We start from the raw sequence: 15809 nt of genomic DNA on the forward strand, positions 1-15809 counted from the left end.
GGGGCCGGCCCCGGGAACGGGGTCGCCCCCGGCCCGGGCCGCCGGGACGGACCGCCGCACCGGTGCCGGCCGCACCCCCAGCCGCGACACGTCCCCGTCCAGCCGCGGGAACAACTCCGTGTCCGTCACCTTCAGTTCGGGCCCGAACAGGGTCGAGAGGGCCGGTCTGGCCTGTCCCGTCTGGAGGGAGACGACCTCCCGCAGCACACCCGTCAGCTGCTCCGCCATCTCCTGCGCGGACGCGAACCGGCGTGCCGGGTCGGGGTCGGTGGCGCGCACCAGCAGCCGGTAGAACGACTCGTACCGGCGGAAGACCTCGATGTTGTCGGGGTCGGGCAGGGAATCCACGAACACGCTCGTGTAGCCCTGGAAGTCGAAGGTGAGGACGGCGAGGGTGCGGCCCACCGTGTACAGGTCGCTGGCCACCGACGGGCCGACGTCCGCCACCTCCGGCGCCTGGTAGCCCACGGTGCCGTAGATGGCCGACTCCTCGTCGTCCACCCGGCGCACCGCGCCCATGTCGATCAGCTTGAGCTGGTCCTCGGTCTGGATCGCGTTGTCGACCTTGAAGTCGCAGTACAGCAGGTTGCGGCTGTGCAGATGGCCGAGGGCCTCCAGCGCCTCGATGCCGTACGCGCACGCCTGCTCCACCGGCAGCGGGTCGCGCTTGCCGTCGGCGGTGCGCCGATCGTTGGCGATCTCCTTCAGCGACTTGCCGCCGACGTACTCCATCACGATGTACCCGTCCAGCGATCCCGTGCGCTGGTCCAGGTGCTCCACGAAGTTGTAGATCCGCACGATGTTGGCGTGCTCGATCTCGGCGAGGAAGCGCCGCTCGGCGACCGCCGCGGCCAGGGCGTCCTCGTCGCCGGTGTCCAGCAGGCCCTTCAGTACGACCCAGCGGTCCGCCACCGCGCGGTCCACGGCCAGATAGACCCAGCCGAGACCGCCGTGCGCCAGGCAGCCCATGACCTCGTACTGGCCGTGCACGATGTCACCGGTGTGCAGCTTCGGGACGAACGAGTAGGGGTGCCCGCACTTGGTGCAGAACCCCTCCGTACGCCCGGGCCGGTCGCCGCGCGAACGCCCCACCGGCGCACCGCAGTCGGAGCGCGAGCAGAACCGCTTGCGCTCGGGCACCTCCGGGTTCTCCAGGACCATCGCCCGTGGGTCGGGCCGCGGCACCTGCGGCACCGCGACCAGCCCGGCACCGAGCCGGCTGCGCGCCGAACTCCCGGTGCCGGAACCGGAACTGCGCACCGACACCGAGCGGCCCGAGGTCCGGCCCGACACCGAGCGCGAGAGCCGCCCGGAGACCGAGCGCCGCGACCTCGACGACTGCGACGACGTGCGCGTACTGCCGCCCGCGCCCGCACCGGTGCGCGAACTGCCGCTGCCCGCCGAACCCTTGCCGCCGATCGCGCCGGACGCGGCTCCCGCCGGGACGACCGGGGCGAGACCGCAGGTGCCGCAGTACAGCTCGCCGCCGCCCATGTCCTCGTACGACCCGTCGCAGCCCGGCCGCTGACACGCCTGACCTGCCTGACTCATGGCTACTGCTCCCCCCTGTGGTCCTGCGGTCCACGCTGCTGCGCCGCGCGCGGGACACCGAGCAGCTCGACGACCGCGTGCTGGTAGCGCAGGACGGCCTGCTCGGCGACACGCAGGTCGCAGGGCGCGCTCCACAGCATGCGGCGGGCCGCGTCGTACCGCTCGATCAGGAACGGGTCCTCCGCCAGGCCGTGCCGGGCGACCTTCGCCCGGTAGGCGTCGAGGCGGCCGCGCAGCTCCGCGCGGACCGCCAGGGGCGCGGTGACCGCCGTCAGCGACTCACGGGCGCGCAGCAGCTCGTCCTCGGCCCGCTGCTCCAGGGACTCCAGCAGCGGTGACAGCCGGTTCCACTGGCCGCGCCTGCGGTACTCGGCGGCCGTCGCCAGCTGTTCCTGGAGCACGGTCGGCGGTCCGCCGACCACCGGCACCTCGGTGGCGGCGATCTTCGCGAGGACCTCGCCGCGCGCGGTGCGCGCCTCGGCCAGCGTGCGGTCCGCGCGGGAGAGCACGTCGCGCAGTCTGACCAGCCGCTGCTCGGCGTCCTGGCGGACCGTCAGTACGGCGTCGATCTCGCGGCGCACGTCCTCCAGCGCGCGCGCCTCCCGGTCGTACACGGCCGTGTCGGGCCGGCCGCCGCCCGGGGCCGAACTGCCCTGCGTCGGGAGCCAGTAGGCGAGCGGGTCGGACACCACCTGCTCGCGCAGGGCGGTCAGGGTGTGGGTGATCCGCTCCAGGTCGTCGCCCGCCGGGTGCTCGCCGGGGCGTACGCCCACGGAGTGCGCGAGCTTGCGGGTGCGCTGGAGCTCCGCGGCCAGTAAATCGATCCGGGCGGGCAGCGCCGACCAGACCGCGTCGGCGGCGACGACCATGTCCAGCGAGGACGCGTACAGCTCGTTCATCCGCTCCACGAGCGTGACGAGCGAGAAGCTCTCGCTGAGCCGGCCCGGACCGGACAGCGTCGGCGCGTTCGCCGTGGCCGTCGCGCTGCCGGCGATCGTGACGCACTCGCCGCGCAGCAGTTCGGTCAGCTCCACCAGGTCCTCGCGGCTGGACCAGCGGCGGCGGGAGCGGATCTCCCGGGCGGAGCGCAGCGCGTCCGTGTAGGCGTCGAAGTACGCCCACAGCAGCGTGATCGACGCCTCCGCGGACGTCCAGCGCTCCCGGGTGGTCCCGGTGAGCGCGGCGCCTTCGAGGAGCCTGCGGCCCGCGTGGTCCTGGAGGGCGAGCAGCGAGGTCTCGATCGCCTCGTGCTCGGCGCCGAGCCGCGCCAGCGCACGGTCCACCTCGTCCCGGTCCATCACCGGCCCGGCGGGGTCCGTGACGCCCATCGATCACCTCTCGCTGCTGAATAGGGTTTCGGGTCTGCTGCTGCCTTCGTGGTCCTCGTGGTGTCCGTCGGCGTGCGGTCAGCTCGTGCGCAGGTACTGCGGTGCGGGCGGCCTCGACGCCGTCGCGTCCTTGCCCAGTGTGGCCGACAGCCAGGTGTCGTACGACGCCTGCCAGCCGTTGCCGCTGTAGCCGACCAGGATCTGGTTGACGCGGCGCACCAGGTCGTCGGCGTCCTGCCGCATCGCCACGCCGTAGTACTCCGTGGTGAAGGGGGCGCCCTTCAGCTCGACCGTGGGGTCCTGGGCGGCCTGGCTGGCGGCGAGCGCGCCGTCGGTGACCACCGCGTCGACCTCGCCGAGCTGGAGGCGGACCAGGCAGTCGAGCTGGTTGGGGACGGTGGTGGAGATGTCGACGGAGGAGGCGAGACGGCCCGCCTTCTTGTCCTCGTCGAGTTTGGTGTACGCGGTGGAGGACGCCGCCGTGCAGATCTTCTTCCCGGCCAGCGTGCTGTTGTAGCCCGTGATCGTCGACGACTTGGGGGCCAGGACCTGCTGGCCGGTCTTGAAGTAGGGCGCGGAGAACGCCACGTCCTTCAGCCGGTCGCAGTTGATGGTCATCGTGCGCACGATCATGTCGACCCGGCCGTCCTTGATCGCCGGTATGCGCTCGTTGGTGGGGATGGCCTTGAACTGGACCGCGTTTGGGTCGCCGAGGATGTCCTGGGCGATCCGGTGCACCAGGTCGATGTCGAAGCCCTCCAGCGCGGAGCCCTGGTTGTTCGGGTCCCGGTAGCCCCAGCGGTAGCTGTTCTGGTCGACGCCGACGATCAGCTTGCGCTTCTCGCCGGTGCGCTTCTTGACGGCCTCGATGGTGGCACCGTCCGCACCCGAAGGCGGCAGCGTCTGCTTCTCCGGGTCCGTGCAGTTCCCGGCCCGCATCTGCTCGCCGGTGGCGAGGCCGGGCCCGCCCAGGCCGACACCGTCGTCGTGGTGCTGCCGGACCAGCGGCAGCAGCAGGACGAACGTCAGGGCCAGGGCGCAGACGACCGCCATCGCGCCCACCCCGCCCCAGCCCTTCAGGCCGGCCCGCACTCGTCGCACATGCATCGTCACGCCCCCTCTCACCGGTACTCCGACAGCCTGCGCCCGATGCCGACCACCGCGCCCGCCGCACCCAGCACGGCCAGTACGGCGGCGCCCAGCGGCAGTCCGCTCATCGCGCCCAGGCCGTCGCCCGCCGCCTGCCGGAACTCGCTCTGCTCGTGGTCGAGGGCGCGGGCGAGGTTGGCGTCGACGCTGTCGAAGCACTCGCCGGTGGCGCCCTTGTCGCCGATCACCCGGTCCAGCGCCTGCTGGTAGTTGCCGTTCTCGTCCTGCTCGCGGGCGGCGGCGTGGCGCTTCTTCCACTCCGTCATGTTGGCGACTGCCGCGGTGACCGGCTCGGCGCCCTGGTGGTCGTCGGCGAGCGTCCGGGCCAGCGCCAGACCCTTGCCGAGGGCGGTCATGTCCTCGGTGAAGTCGTGGTCGTAGACGTCGACCGTGCTGTCGCCCACCTTGACCGTCTCGGCGCCGCGGGCCACCAGGGTGAGGTTCTCGTTGCCCCGTGCCTTGAGGGAGGCGATCCGGGCGTCGTGCAGCACGTTCAGCGAGCGGACGCCGTGGTCGTAGGACTCGTTCAGCTGCGCGCGGGCCACGCCGTGGCCGACGACGAGCCAGAGCAGCACGACGGCCGCGGTGGCCGTGGCCGCCACCAGACCGTGGTTCAGCACCCGGTTGGTGCGGCGGTAGTTGCGGTGCTGGACCCAGCCGAGCGCGGCCAGGGCGAGGACGCCCAGGGCGATCGCCGCCCAGGGGTAGGGCGTGGCACGCGCGTAGTCGTCGCCGAGGCGGCGGTTCTCCTTGGTGTAGAGGTCCTGCGCCGCCGGGAGCATCTCGCCCTGCATCTTCTCGTTCGCGTACCGCAGATAGGCGCCGCCGACCGGGAAGCCCTGCCGGTTGTACGTACGGGCGCGCTCCACCAGGCCCTTGTACTCCGGCAGCAGGATGTTCAACCTGGTGATGGTCGCCGCGGCGGGGGAGCCGGGGTCGGAGCTCCCGGCCGCCTTGACCAGTCCCGCGGCGGCGGTGTCGATGTCCTGCTCGTACCGCTTGCGGGAGGCGGCCGTCTCCTGGCCGCCGGCCAGGAAGCCGCTGGAGGCAGCGGTGTTGGCGTCGGCGAGCGAGCGGTAGATGTCGGCGGCCGCGGCGGTGAGCGGCTGGCTCTTGTGCAGGACGTCGTCGGCCGCGGCCGTGCGGTCGGTCATCTGCCAGGCGGTGACCGCGCCGAAGGCGACGACGAGGACGGCGATAAGGGCACCGAGGATGCGCAGCCGGCCCGGTTCGGTGGTGGCGGCGGTGCGCAGCCGGTCGACGCCCTCCACGAACGCGGTGGCCCGCGGCGGCGGCGCGGCGGCCGCGGACCGGTCGGCGGCCCCGGGCCGGAGCGCTGCCTGGTGAGGTACCACCGGCGTCGCGGGCATGCCCGAACTCGGCGGTGCCGCACTGCCCTTCGGTGCCTGAGTCACTGCTGACCTCCCCCGTGGTCATCCGTCGACGCCAGTATCACTGCCGGGACCGACATCCGCACCGGGTCTTCGCCGGATCTTGATCGGATCGCAGCGCAAGACCCGGGTCCCGCGTCGCGACCCGTCCGGACCCCCGCACCCTCTGCCCATGAATACGCCGTGGGAATCTGTTCGGTTCCCGGACCCGCGGGCCGTCGGGGGCACCGCCCGTCTCACGGCGCGTAGTGGGCCCGCAGCCTCTCCCGCGCCCCGGCCGGCGCGTCCAACCGGTCCAGGCCCAGCAGCGCCGCCCCCAGCACCGGCGGCGCCGTCACCACCCGCGCCACCGCCTTCGGCGCCCGGGCGGCGAGCAGCTCCCGTACGGCGTCGTCGAGCAGGGCGTGGCCCGCGGCCAGGACACCGCCGCCCAGCAGGACCGGAGTCTCCTCCTCCAGCAGGCCCAGACGGGTCAGCGCGACGGTGGCCATGGACACGATCTCCTCGGCCAGACGGTCCACGACCGAGCGGGCCACCGCATCGCCCCCGGCGGCCGTGGCGAACAGCACCGGGGTCAGCTCGTGGCGGCGGTGCTGGGCGACCCGCTCCAGGTGCAGCGCCTCGATCAGCGCGTACATGGAGTCGAGGCCGAAGTGCGCGGGCAGGGCCCGCGCCAGCTCGGTGGGGACGCCGCGCCCGTCCTCGGCACGCGCCGCGTGCCACAGGGCCTCCTCCGCCAGATGCCAGCCGCCGCCCCAGTCGCCGGAGACCCGGCCGAGCGCCGGGAAGCGGGCGGTGCGGCCGTCGGGGTGCATGCCGACGCAGTTGATGCCGGCGCCGCACACCACGGCGACGCCCCGCGGCTCGGCCACTCCCGCCCGCAGGATCGCGAAGGTGTCGTTGCGGACGTCCACCGACGCGCCCCACGCGCGCGCGTGCAGCGCGGCGGCCAGCTGCTCCTCCTCCACCGGCAGGTCGGCGTTGGCCAGGCAGGCCGACACCTGCCGCACCTCGCCGACGCCCGCCGCCGCGTACGCCCGGCCGACCGCCTCCGCCAGGACGTCCACCGCCGCCCGCACGCCCACGACGGGCGGCCGGAACCCGCCGCCGCGGGCGGTGCCGAGGACGGTCCCGTCGGCCGCCACGACCGCCACGTCGGTCTTGCTGTTGCCGGCGTCGATGGCGAGGACGCTCGCGGTCAGGCCCACGCGAGGTGCTCCCGGTTGTGTGCGATCAGCCGGTCGGTGAGGGTCTCGGCGTACGCGTACTGGCCGATGAGGGGGTGGGCCAGCAGGGCCCGGAAGACCCGGTCCCGGCCGCCGTGCAGGGCGGCCGCCAGGGCCAGGTCCTCGTACGCCGTCACGTTCGCCGTCAGCCCCGCGTACAGCGGGTCCAGCGGCGCGACCGGCAGCGGGGCCGCGACCTTCGGGCCGACCGCGGCCTGCACCTCGATCACCGCGTCCGCCGGGAGGAACGGCAGCGTGCCGTTGTTGAGGGTGTTGACCACCTGGTACGGGCTGCCCGCCCCGCCCAGCAGTGCCGCCGCGAGGTCCACCGCCGCCTCGGAGTAGTAGGCGCCGCCCCGCCGGGCGAGCAGCTCGGGCTTCTCGTCCAGGGCCGGATCGGCGTACATCGCCAGCAGTTCCCGTTCCATCGCGGCCACTTCGGCCGCCCGCGACGGCTTCGTCCGCAGCTCCCGTACCACCTCGTCGTGCGCGTAGAAGTAGCGCAGGTAGTACGAGGGGACGACGCCCAGCCGGTCCAGGAGCGGGCGGGGCAGTCGCAGGTCGGCGGCGATCGCCTCGCCGTGCTCGGCCAGCAGCGCGGGCAGCACGTCCGCGCCGTCCGGGCCGCCGAGCCGGACCGAGGTCTCCCAGGTGAGGTGGTTGAGGCCGACGTGGCCGAGGTGCAGATCGGCGGGGGCGACGCCGAGCAGCGCGGCGAACTTCCGCTGGAGGCCGATCGCCACGTTGCACAGACCGATCGCCTTGTGCCCGGCCTGGAGCAGGGCCCGGGTCACGATGCCGACCGGATTGGTGAAGTCGATGATCCAGGCGCCGGGGTTGGTCCTGCGGACCCGTTCGGCGATGTCCAGGACCACCGGCACCGTGCGCAGCGCCTTGGCCAGGCCGCCCGCGCCCGTGGTCTCCTGGCCGACGCAGCCGCACTCCAGCGGCCAGGTCTCGTCCTGTTCGCGGGCCGCCTGTCCGCCGACGCGCAGCTGGAGGAGGACGGCGTCGGCGCCGTCGACGCCCGCGTCCAGGTCGGAAGTGGTGATGATCCGGCCCGGGTGGCCCTGCTTGGCGAAGATGCGCCGGGCCAGCGCGCCGACCGGCTCCAGCCGGTCCGCCGCCGGGTCGACCAGCACCAGTTCCTCGACGGGCAGGGTGTCGCGCAGACGGGCGAAGCCGTCGACGAGTTCGGGGGTGTAGGTCGAGCCGCCGCCGACCACGGTGAGTTTCACGAGTAGTTCAGCCCTTCACTCCGGTGAGGGTGACGCCCTCGACGAACGCCTTCTGGGCGAAGAAGAACACGAGGATCACGGGGGCCATGACCAGCACGGTGGCGGCCATGGTGAGGTTCCAGTCGGTGTGGTGGGCGCCCTTGAAGGACTCCAGGCCGTACGACAGGGTCCAGGCGCCGGGGTTCTCGGACGCGTAGATCTGCGGTCCGAAGTAGTCGTTCCAGGCGTAGAAGAACTGGAAGAGCGCCACCGCGGCGATGCCCGGCTTCGCCATCGGGACGACGACCCTCAGCAGGGTGCGCAGCTCGCCGCAGCCGTCCACCCTGGCCGCGTCCACGTACTCGTTCGGGATCGTCGTCAGGAACTGGCGCAGCAGGAAGATGGAGAACGCGTCGCCGAACGCCATCGGGATGATCAGCGGCCACAGCGTGCCCGAGAGCCCGAGCTGTTTCGCCCAGAAGAGGTACATCGGGATGATGACGACCTGCGGGGGCAGCATCATCATCGAGATCACCAGCATCAGCGCCAGATTCCGGCCGCGGAAGCGGAACTTGGCGAGGGCGTACGCGACCGGGAGCGACGACACGACCGTCAGGACGGTGCCGGCACCGGCGTAGAGCAGGGTGTTGCGCCACCAGGTCAGGAAGCCGGGAGTGTCGAAGACCTTCCGGTAGTTGGCCCATTCCCAGGTGTGCGGGACCAGGTCCCGGCTCAGTGCCTGGGTGTCGCTCATCAGCGAGGTCAGGAACACGAACACGAACGGCAGGACGAAGAACAGGGCGGCCGCGACCCCGAGGGCGTGCACGGCGACCCACTCCAGCACCGCCCGGCGCCGGGCGGTGCGCCCGGCCGGCGTGACGGGAGCCGTCAGCCCGACCGGCTTGTCGAGTACTTGGGCCATGGTCAGTCACCTGCCTGGACGAGACCGCCGCGGCGCCGCATCAGGAACGCGGTGAACACCATCGACAGGGCGAAGAGGACCAGCGCCACCACGCATGCGGAGCCGTAGTCGAAGCGCTGGAAACCGAGGTTGTAGACGAGCTGGGGAAGGGTGAGCGTCGACTTGTCCGGGTAGCCGGGCTCGAACTGGGTGCCCGCGCCCTGGATGACGCCCGAGGCGACCTTCCCCGCGATCAGCGGCTGCGTGTAGTACTGCATGGTCTGGATGACCCCGGTGACCACGGCGAACATCACGATGGGGGAGATGTTCGGGAGCGTGACGTAGCGGAACCGCTGCCACGCCGAGGCCCCGTCCAGCTCGGCCGCCTCGTACTGCTCCGTCGGCACGTCCAGCAGCGCCGCCATGAAGATGACCATCAGGTCGCCGATGCCCCACAGGGCGAGCAGGGTCAGGGCCGGCTTGGACCACGCGGGGTCGTTGAACCAGCCGGGCGCGGGGACACCGATCTTCTCCAGGAGCGAGTCGACCGGTCCCGTACCGGGGTTGAGCAGGAACGCGAAGGACATGGTGGCCGCGACCGGCGGGGCCAGGTAGGGCAGGTAGAAGAGGGTCCGGAAGACCCCCGTACCGGTCTTGATCTTCGTGATGAGCAGGCCGACGCCCAGTCCGAAGACCACGCGCAGGCTCACCATCACCAGGACCAGCCACAGGGTGTTGCGCAGTGCGGGCCAGAACAGGGGGTAGTGCTCGAAGACGTACGTCCAGTTCTTCGTCCCGCTCCAGGTCGGCGGCCGGAAGCCGTCGTAGTGCATGAACGAGAAGTAGACCGTCGAGATCAGCGGGTACGCGAAGAAGACCGCGAAGCCGATCAGCCAGGGGGACAGGAAGGCGAGGTTGCGAAGCGCCGCGCGGCGGCGCTTCGACGTCAGGGTGAGAGTGCTCATGGCCTACTTCGCCTGCGCGATGTCCGTGTCGATCTGCGCCGCCGTCGCGGCCAGGCCGGACGCCAGGTCCTTCACCTTGCCGCTCTCGTAGTCGTAGCCGAACTGCTGGATGGTCACCAGGTACACGCCGCCGTTGACCGAGGCCGGCGTCGTGGTCGAGGCCGGGTTCGCGGCGATGTCGAGGAACGTCTTGAAACGCGGGTCGTACTTCAGCTTCGGCGACTTCAGGGCGGCCAGCGTGGACGGCACGTTGTGGATGGCGTTGGAGAAGTCCACGACCGCGTCCGTGTCGGTGGTCATGTACTTCACCAGCTCCCAGGCCGCGTTCTGCTTGCTGCTGTTGGCGGCGATGCCCGTGATCGTGCCGGTGATGTAGCCCTTGCCGTACTGGGACGCCTGGTCGTCGGGCACGGGCAGCGGGGCGACGCCGATCTCGAAGTCCGGCTTGGCCTCCGTGGCCATGCCCAGCCGCCACTCGCCGTCCAGCTGCATCGCCACCTGGCCGGTGTGGAACGGGTGCTTGGGGCCCCACTCGTCGCCCAGCGTGGAGCGGAACTTCTCCAGCCGCTGGAATCCGCCGAGTTCGTCGACGAGCTTCTTCTGGAGCGTGAAACCGGCCTTGAAGGCGGGGTCCTTGGCGAGGTTCGACTTGCCGCTGCTGTCGAAGTACGTCGGCGAGAACTGCCCGAAGTAGTGCTCGGTCGTCGACTCCCAGCCGTGGTAGTCCGGCATGAACCCGAGCTGCGTGTACGAGTCGCCCTTGGCGATCGTCAGCTTCTTGGCGTCGGCCTCGAACTCGGACCAGGTGCGCGGCGGGTTCTTGATGCCGGCCTTCGCGAACGCCGTCTTGTTGTAGTAGAGGCCGTAGGCGTCGCCCAGCAGCGGTGCCGCGCAGCGGTCGCCGTCGAACTGGGTGTACTCGTTCATCGCCTTCGGGAAGGTCGTCGCGGGGTCGATGCCGGACTTCTCGAAGAACGGGTTGAGGTCGGTCAGGGCGCCCGAGGAACAGAACTTGCCCACGTTGTTCGTGGTGAAGGACGAGATGACGTCGGGCGCCTTGGCACCGCCCGCCCGCAGCGCCTGGTTGATCTTGTCGTCGGTCACGTTGCCGACGACGTCGACGTGGATGTTGGGGTGTTTCTTCTCGAAACCGTCGACCAGCGCCTGCACGGCCTTGACCTCGGAGGGCGCGCTCCAGGCGTGCCAGAAGTTGATGGTCGTCTCCTTCGACGCGTCGTCGCTCGCACCGGAACCGCTCTGGCCGGTGCAGGCGGTGGTGAGGAGGATCGCCGACGCGGTCAGGACGAGCGCTGCCTTGCGTACCGCTGGGGGCATGACTTCGGGCATGACGGAATCTCCCTGGGACGGGCGGGGTGAGAGGCGGTGGAGGTGAAGCAGGAGGCGAAGGGGGTGAGGCGGGAGGCGGAGGTGGCTGTCGGGGTCAGCGCGAGGTGTCGAAGACCTCGTCGCGGGTGGCCGCCAGCGCACTCTCCAACGCGCCGCGCAGCACGGGGTGTTCGGTGACGCCGCCGACCAGCAGCCGGGGCCGGGCGGCGGCCAGTTCGGCCAGTTCGGCCTGGACCAGCGAGCGCAGGGGTTCGCCGCCGGAGGTGAGCGAGGCACCGCTGAGGACGACGAGTTCGGGGTCGAGGACGGACACGAGCGAGGCCAGACCGGTGGCGAGCCGGGTCGCGTACGTCTCGAGGAGCTGCCGCTCGGGGCCGTCGTCCGCCGCGGCCGCGCGGGCCACGAGGGCGGCGGCGACCTCGGTGTAAGGGCCGGACGGGATCCGGGGGACGCCCAGTTCACGGGCCAGCCGGGGCAGCGCCTGCGAACCGGCCAGCTCCTGGTAGCCGCCGCTGCCCGTCTTGGTCACCTGGCGGACCAGGGGCGCGCCGGGCACCGGCAGGAAGCCGACCTCGCCTGCGCCGCCGGTCCAGCCGCGGTGCAGCCGGCCGCCGAGCACGAGCGCGGCGCCGAGGCCGCCCTCGTTCCACAGCAGGACGAAGTCCGCGTGGCCGCGGGCCGCGCCCAGCCGCTGCTCGGCCACGGCGACGAGGTTGACGTCGTTCTCGTACTCGACCGGCATCGGCAGGGCGGCGGCGAGTTCGTCGAGGAGGGCCGGGGTGTGCCAGCCCGGCAGGTGGGAGGCGTAGCGCAGACGGCCGGTGTTGGGGTCGAAGGCGCCGGGGGTGCCGATGACGACGCGGTGGACGTCGTCGCGGGCGAGCCCGGCCGCCTTCACCGCGCCGTCGAGCGCGTCGGTGACCTGCTGCACGACCGATGGCGCCGACTTCCTGCCGGGGGTGGGCAGTTCGTACGCGCCGACCGTACGGCCGGTGATGTCGGCGACGGCGGCCTGGATGCGTTCGGGGGTGACGTCGAGTCCGGCCGCGTACGCGGCGGCCGGATCGACCTCGTACAACTGCGCGCTGGGGCCGGGCCGGCCCTCGCTGATTCCGGTGGCCAGGACGAGCCCCGCCGCCTCCAGCCGGGCCAGCAGCTGGGAGGCGGTGGGCTTGGACAGGCCGGTGAGCTTGCCGATGCGGGTACGGGACAGCGGCCCGTGCTCCAGCAGGAGGTCGAGCGCGGCACGGTCGTTCATGGCGCGCAGGACGCGCGGGGTGCCCGGCGTACCGGTGGTTCCTGCCATGGGGTCGACACCTGCCTCTCGGCCGTCCAGCCTCTCAGTGACCTGGTCGGGAAGTCCATCCCGTCATCACTGTTAGGAAGGTTTCCTATTCGGTGGCAGGAACCTAAGCCCGGGGAGAAGCGGGCGTCAAGAGAAACCGCCCCCGAGGCACAAGAGAAACCGCCCCCGCAGGCGACGGAGCCGTTGCCTGCGGGGGCGGTGGGGTGGTGCGGCACTGCGGTGGTGCGGTGAGGAGGTGCCGTACGGGTGTTGCTTCACGCCGGCTGCCGCCTCACGTCGCCGGCTGCTACTTCACGTCGACGTAGTCGCCCGCGGCGGTCGCCGCGGCCGTGGTCGACGTACCGGCGAACGTGTACCGGTAGTAGCCGTCGGCGTTGGCCTTGACCGTGGTCGACAGCGCGCCGGCCGTGCCGGACTTCACCGTCTTCACGTTCTTGTAGGTGCTGCTGCCCTTGGCCCGGAACTGGAGGGTCGCCGTCTGGCCCACGTAGCCCGAGTACTTGCCGTTCGCCCAGTTGGCCCGGGTCAGCGCGCCCTTGACGGTGAGGGTCTTGCCCTTCTTCACCGGCTCCGGCGTGGCGTCGGTGGTGAGCCTGGCCGCGCGCTGCACCTTGGCGGTCGCCAGGTTGCCCCACATCGCCATGTTGGTCTCGGAGCTGAGGAAGTCGTCCGAGACGGTGCCGTCCATGTGCGCGTACACGCCGGCCGCCTTCCACGTGCCGGCGTCCGCGGCCTCGTAGAGGTAGTCGCGCGGGGAGACGGGGATCGTCTCCGTGCAGCGCTGGGTGACCGTCGTCGCCGTGGTGGCGGTCGTCGTGCACGTCGGCATGACTTCCGGGCCCAGCTCGTTGTCGACGGACTTCAGCGTGCCGCGGTAGAGGACCACCGCGGCGAACGTCTTCTTGTTGTCGATGACCAGGTCGGCGGGCCGGGTCAGGTCGTACGTCACCGGCACCTTGACCGTGCCGGTGGTGCCGACGACGATCGCCTTCCCCTTGTTGACGGTCACGCCGGAGAAGACCAGGTTCGGTGTGGCCGCGGACGCGACGGGCGCGGCCAGGCCGGTCAGGGCCAGGGCGCCGGTCAGGGCGGCGCCTATGGCGAGCTTGTTCATCTGTCCCCACATTCGGCAGCGGGCCCCGGGCGGCTTCGCGCTCCAGAACAAGGCCCGCAACGAGGGGCACACTAGGTGATCTTCAAATGCGGAGACGATGCGGCCCCCCTGTGAAGACCCTTTGAATCACGCTCCGCTCCCGCCGCCCCCGCTCGGCCGGCGAGGAACGGGGCCGTATCCAGGGTGGGGTGCCCGGCAGAACGATGGGGCACCCCGCGCCCTGTGGCGCCGGATGCCCCGGCCGTTCACTCGAACGAGTGGGCTGGATCGTTCCCTTACTTCGTCGGGGGCGCCACCGCCCGCTGCGGAGTGATCGGGGTCGTCGCCATCGACTGCGGGGAGTCCGCGTTGGCGAAGGCCGACGGGGCCGCGACCGACGCGGCCGGGTCGACCGGCTCCGCCTCCACGGGGGCCGTCGCGCCGCCCACGATGCGGATGTCGGCCTCGTCGAAGGCGCGCTTGACGCGCCAGCGCAGCTCGCGCTCCACGGTGAGGGCCTTGCCCGGCATCGTCTTCGCCGAGACCCGGACCACCATCGAGTCCAGCAGCACGCTGTCCAGGCCGAGCACCTCGACCGGGCTCCACAGGAGCTCGTTCCAGGGCTCTTCCTTGCTCATCCGCTCGGCGACCGCGTCGAGGGTGGCCTTCACCCGGTCGAGGTCCTCCGAGGTGCGCACGGTCACGTCGACACCGGCCGTCGCCCAGCCCTGGGAGAGGTTGCCGATGCGCTTGACCTCGCCGTTGCGGACGTACCAGATCTCGCCGTTGGCGCCGCGCAGCTTGGTGACCCGCAGGCCGACCTCGATGACCTCGCCGGTGGCCACGCCCGCGTCGATCTGGTCGCCGACGCCGTACTGGTCCTCCAGGATCATGAACACGCCGGACAGGAAGTCCGTGACCAGGTTGCGGGCGCCGAAACCGATCGCCACGCCCGCGACACCGGCGGAGGCCAGCAGCGGGGCCAGGTTGATCTCGAAGGCGGACAGCACCATCAGGGCGGCCGTGCCGAGGATCAGGAAGCTCGCCACCGAGCGCAGCACCGAGCCGATCGCCTGCGAGCGCTGACGGCGCCGCTCGGTGTTGGCCAGCAGCCCGCCCAGCGCCGTGCCGTCGACCGAATCGGCGGTCCGGGACATCCGGTCGATGAGCTTGGTGATCGCCCGCTGCACCGCCACTCTGAGCACCATCGCGATCACCAGGATCAACAGGACTCTCAGACCGATCGCCAGCCACGTCGACCAGTTCTGCTCGACCCAGCTGGCCGCGTTCGTCGCGCTCTCCTGGGCGTCCTGTAGGGACGGCACCGTCACGGTCGGCGACTGCGTGGGAGTCGGCGACGGTGCGGAGCCGGCGGCCGGCAGGACGGCGGGCAAGGACACTGCAGGTACCTCCAGGTGCTGTGCTGCCGTGTCCGGTGCGGCGGTCGAGGGGTCGACACGCACTTCGAGGTCACGGAAGGGTCACCGGACGGACAGAATCACCACACTAACGGGGCACGGCGGGTGCTTCGGCGCGATGGGCGAAGGAGAGACCGTGCTCACCCGGGCGTGAGCAGGGCTTGTTCCGGGGGCGCGCGGGCGTGTGGTCGAAAACACTCCCAGCCCGTTACCGGGACATGGTGGCGCGTTCACCAGGCATGAGGGGAGACTGACTCCAGATCGTCCCGGCGCGAGCCACGCGCCGCCGACGCACAAGGAGGCATCCGTGCCGCATGTCCTGGTCCTCAACGCGTCGTACGAACCACTCGGCGTCGTACCGCTCCACCGTGCGCTCATCCTCGTCCTCGAGAACAAGGCCGTCTGCCTAGAGGAATCCGGCGCCTTCATGCACAGCGCAACCGTCACGATCCCCGCACCCAGCGTGGTCCGGCTCAAGAGATTCGTCCGGGTCCCCTATCGAGGGCCCGTTCCGCTCACCCGTCGTGCGCTCTTCGCCCGCGACGGCGGCCGGTGCATGTACTGCGGTGGCGTCGCAACCAGCGTCGACCACGTCATCCCGCGCAGCCGCGGGGGCAAACACGTCTGGGACAACGTGGTGGCGTCCTGCCGCCGCTGCAACCACGTGAAGGCCGACCGTCACCTCGTCGAGATCGGCTGGCGGCTGCGCCACAAACCCGCTCCGCCCACTGGCCTGGCCTGGCGCATCATCGGCACCGGGCATAGGGACCCGCGCTGGCTGCCCTACTTGCAGCCGTTCGGCGCGGACGACGCCATGGCCCGGATCGACGGCATCTCCGCCTGATGATCCGGGCCTTTGCGTTCGCCCTGCCCCCTTGATCCGGCCCTGGGAGCCCCCCACGCTCCCAGGGCCGGAC

At 71.5% G+C, this 15809-nt stretch carries 13 protein-coding genes; 1 reads left to right on the top strand and 12 read right to left on the bottom strand.

Features of this window, described 5'->3' with window-relative positions; genetic code table 11:
• From ABT085_RS31180 to ABT085_RS31235, 12 genes are all read right to left on the bottom strand, one after another.
• Nucleotides 1–1551 (bottom strand): serine/threonine protein kinase (locus ABT085_RS31180; RefSeq protein ID WP_351615316.1); only part of this gene is annotated, 1551 nt, incomplete at its 3' end.
• A gap of 2 nt (nucleotides 1552–1553) precedes the next feature.
• Nucleotides 1554–2879: a hypothetical protein gene (locus tag ABT085_RS31185; protein WP_351615318.1), complete on the bottom strand. Its 1326-nt coding sequence runs from the start codon at nucleotides 2877–2879 to the stop codon at nucleotides 1554–1556.
• Between the two features lie 78 nt (nucleotides 2880–2957).
• Complete coding sequence (locus tag ABT085_RS31190) at nucleotides 2958–3986, bottom strand: glutamate ABC transporter substrate-binding protein (protein WP_351615321.1); 1029 nt, start codon at nucleotides 3984–3986, stop codon at nucleotides 2958–2960.
• 14 nt (nucleotides 3987–4000) lie between these two features.
• Nucleotides 4001–5398, bottom strand: a complete 1398-nt coding sequence (locus ABT085_RS31195; protein ID WP_351615350.1) for a GlnX family signal transduction membrane protein — start codon at nucleotides 5396–5398, stop codon at nucleotides 4001–4003.
• A 257-nt stretch (nucleotides 5399–5655) separates the two neighbouring features.
• Nucleotides 5656–6627 (bottom strand): N-acetylglucosamine kinase, encoded by a 972-nt coding sequence (locus ABT085_RS31200; protein WP_351615324.1) that lies wholly within the window; start codon nucleotides 6625–6627, stop codon nucleotides 5656–5658.
• Nucleotides 6618–7883 carry a 6-phospho-beta-glucosidase gene (locus tag ABT085_RS31205; protein WP_351615327.1) on the bottom strand — a complete coding sequence of 422 codons (1266 nt, stop codon included), beginning with the start codon at nucleotides 7881–7883 and terminating at the stop codon, nucleotides 6618–6620. Before ABT085_RS31205 ends, ABT085_RS31200 begins: the two co-directional genes overlap by 10 nt.
• A 7-nt stretch (nucleotides 7884–7890) precedes the next feature.
• On the bottom strand, nucleotides 7891–8784 hold the full coding sequence (locus ABT085_RS31210) for a carbohydrate ABC transporter permease (RefSeq protein ID WP_351615335.1): 894 nt from the start codon (nucleotides 8782–8784) through the stop codon (nucleotides 7891–7893).
• A 2-nt stretch (nucleotides 8785–8786) separates the two neighbouring features.
• Nucleotides 8787–9728, bottom strand: a complete 942-nt coding sequence (locus tag ABT085_RS31215; RefSeq protein WP_351615338.1) for a carbohydrate ABC transporter permease — start codon at nucleotides 9726–9728, stop codon at nucleotides 8787–8789.
• A 3-nt stretch (nucleotides 9729–9731) separates the two neighbouring features.
• Entirely contained in the window at nucleotides 9732–11063 is a 1332-nt protein-coding gene (locus ABT085_RS31220) for an ABC transporter substrate-binding protein (protein WP_351615353.1), read from the bottom strand.
• A 106-nt stretch (nucleotides 11064–11169) separates the two neighbouring features.
• Nucleotides 11170–12381: an ROK family transcriptional regulator gene (locus ABT085_RS31225; protein ID WP_351615341.1), complete on the bottom strand. Its 1212-nt coding sequence runs from the start codon at nucleotides 12379–12381 to the stop codon at nucleotides 11170–11172.
• Between the two features lie 286 nt (nucleotides 12382–12667).
• The gene (locus ABT085_RS31230) at nucleotides 12668–13495 is read right to left on the bottom strand and encodes a hypothetical protein (protein WP_351615344.1); all 828 of its coding nucleotides are present in this window, start codon (nucleotides 13493–13495) and stop codon (nucleotides 12668–12670) included.
• Between the two features lie 275 nt (nucleotides 13496–13770).
• Entirely contained in the window at nucleotides 13771–14874 is a 1104-nt protein-coding gene (locus ABT085_RS31235; protein ID WP_351615347.1) for a mechanosensitive ion channel family protein, read from the bottom strand.
• Between the two features lie 325 nt (nucleotides 14875–15199).
• Here ABT085_RS31235 and ABT085_RS31240 point away from each other — a divergent pair, with 325 nt between their 5' ends.
• A complete protein-coding gene (locus tag ABT085_RS31240) occupies nucleotides 15200–15736 on the top strand; it encodes an HNH endonuclease (RefSeq protein WP_162470012.1) in 537 nt (178 codons plus the stop codon).
• Nucleotides 15737–15809: the final 73 nt, after the last annotated feature.

This window comes from Streptomyces sp. NPDC002265, from assembly GCF_040296125.1.
Classification (GTDB): domain Bacteria; phylum Actinomycetota; class Actinomycetes; order Streptomycetales; family Streptomycetaceae; genus Streptomyces.

Excerpts from the sequence above, each read along its gene's own strand:
- ABT085_RS31185 (WP_351615318.1), bottom strand. The coding sequence starts at position 2,879 with ATGGGCGTCACGGACCCCGCCGGGCCGGTGATGGACCGGGACGAGGTG.
- ABT085_RS31190 (WP_351615321.1), bottom strand. The coding sequence starts at position 3,986 with ATGCATGTGCGACGAGTGCGGGCCGGCCTGAAGGGCTGGGGCGGGGTG.
- ABT085_RS31195 (WP_351615350.1), bottom strand. The coding sequence starts at position 5,398 with ATGCCCGCGACGCCGGTGGTACCTCACCAGGCAGCGCTCCGGCCCGGG.
- ABT085_RS31210 (WP_351615335.1), bottom strand. The coding sequence starts at position 8,784 with ATGGCCCAAGTACTCGACAAGCCGGTCGGGCTGACGGCTCCCGTCACG.
- ABT085_RS31215 (WP_351615338.1), bottom strand. The coding sequence starts at position 9,728 with ATGAGCACTCTCACCCTGACGTCGAAGCGCCGCCGCGCGGCGCTTCGC.
- ABT085_RS31220 (WP_351615353.1), bottom strand. The coding sequence starts at position 11,063 with ATGCCCCCAGCGGTACGCAAGGCAGCGCTCGTCCTGACCGCGTCGGCG.
- ABT085_RS31225 (WP_351615341.1), bottom strand. The coding sequence starts at position 12,381 with ATGGCAGGAACCACCGGTACGCCGGGCACCCCGCGCGTCCTGCGCGCC.
- ABT085_RS31230 (WP_351615344.1), bottom strand. The coding sequence starts at position 13,495 with ATGAACAAGCTCGCCATAGGCGCCGCCCTGACCGGCGCCCTGGCCCTG.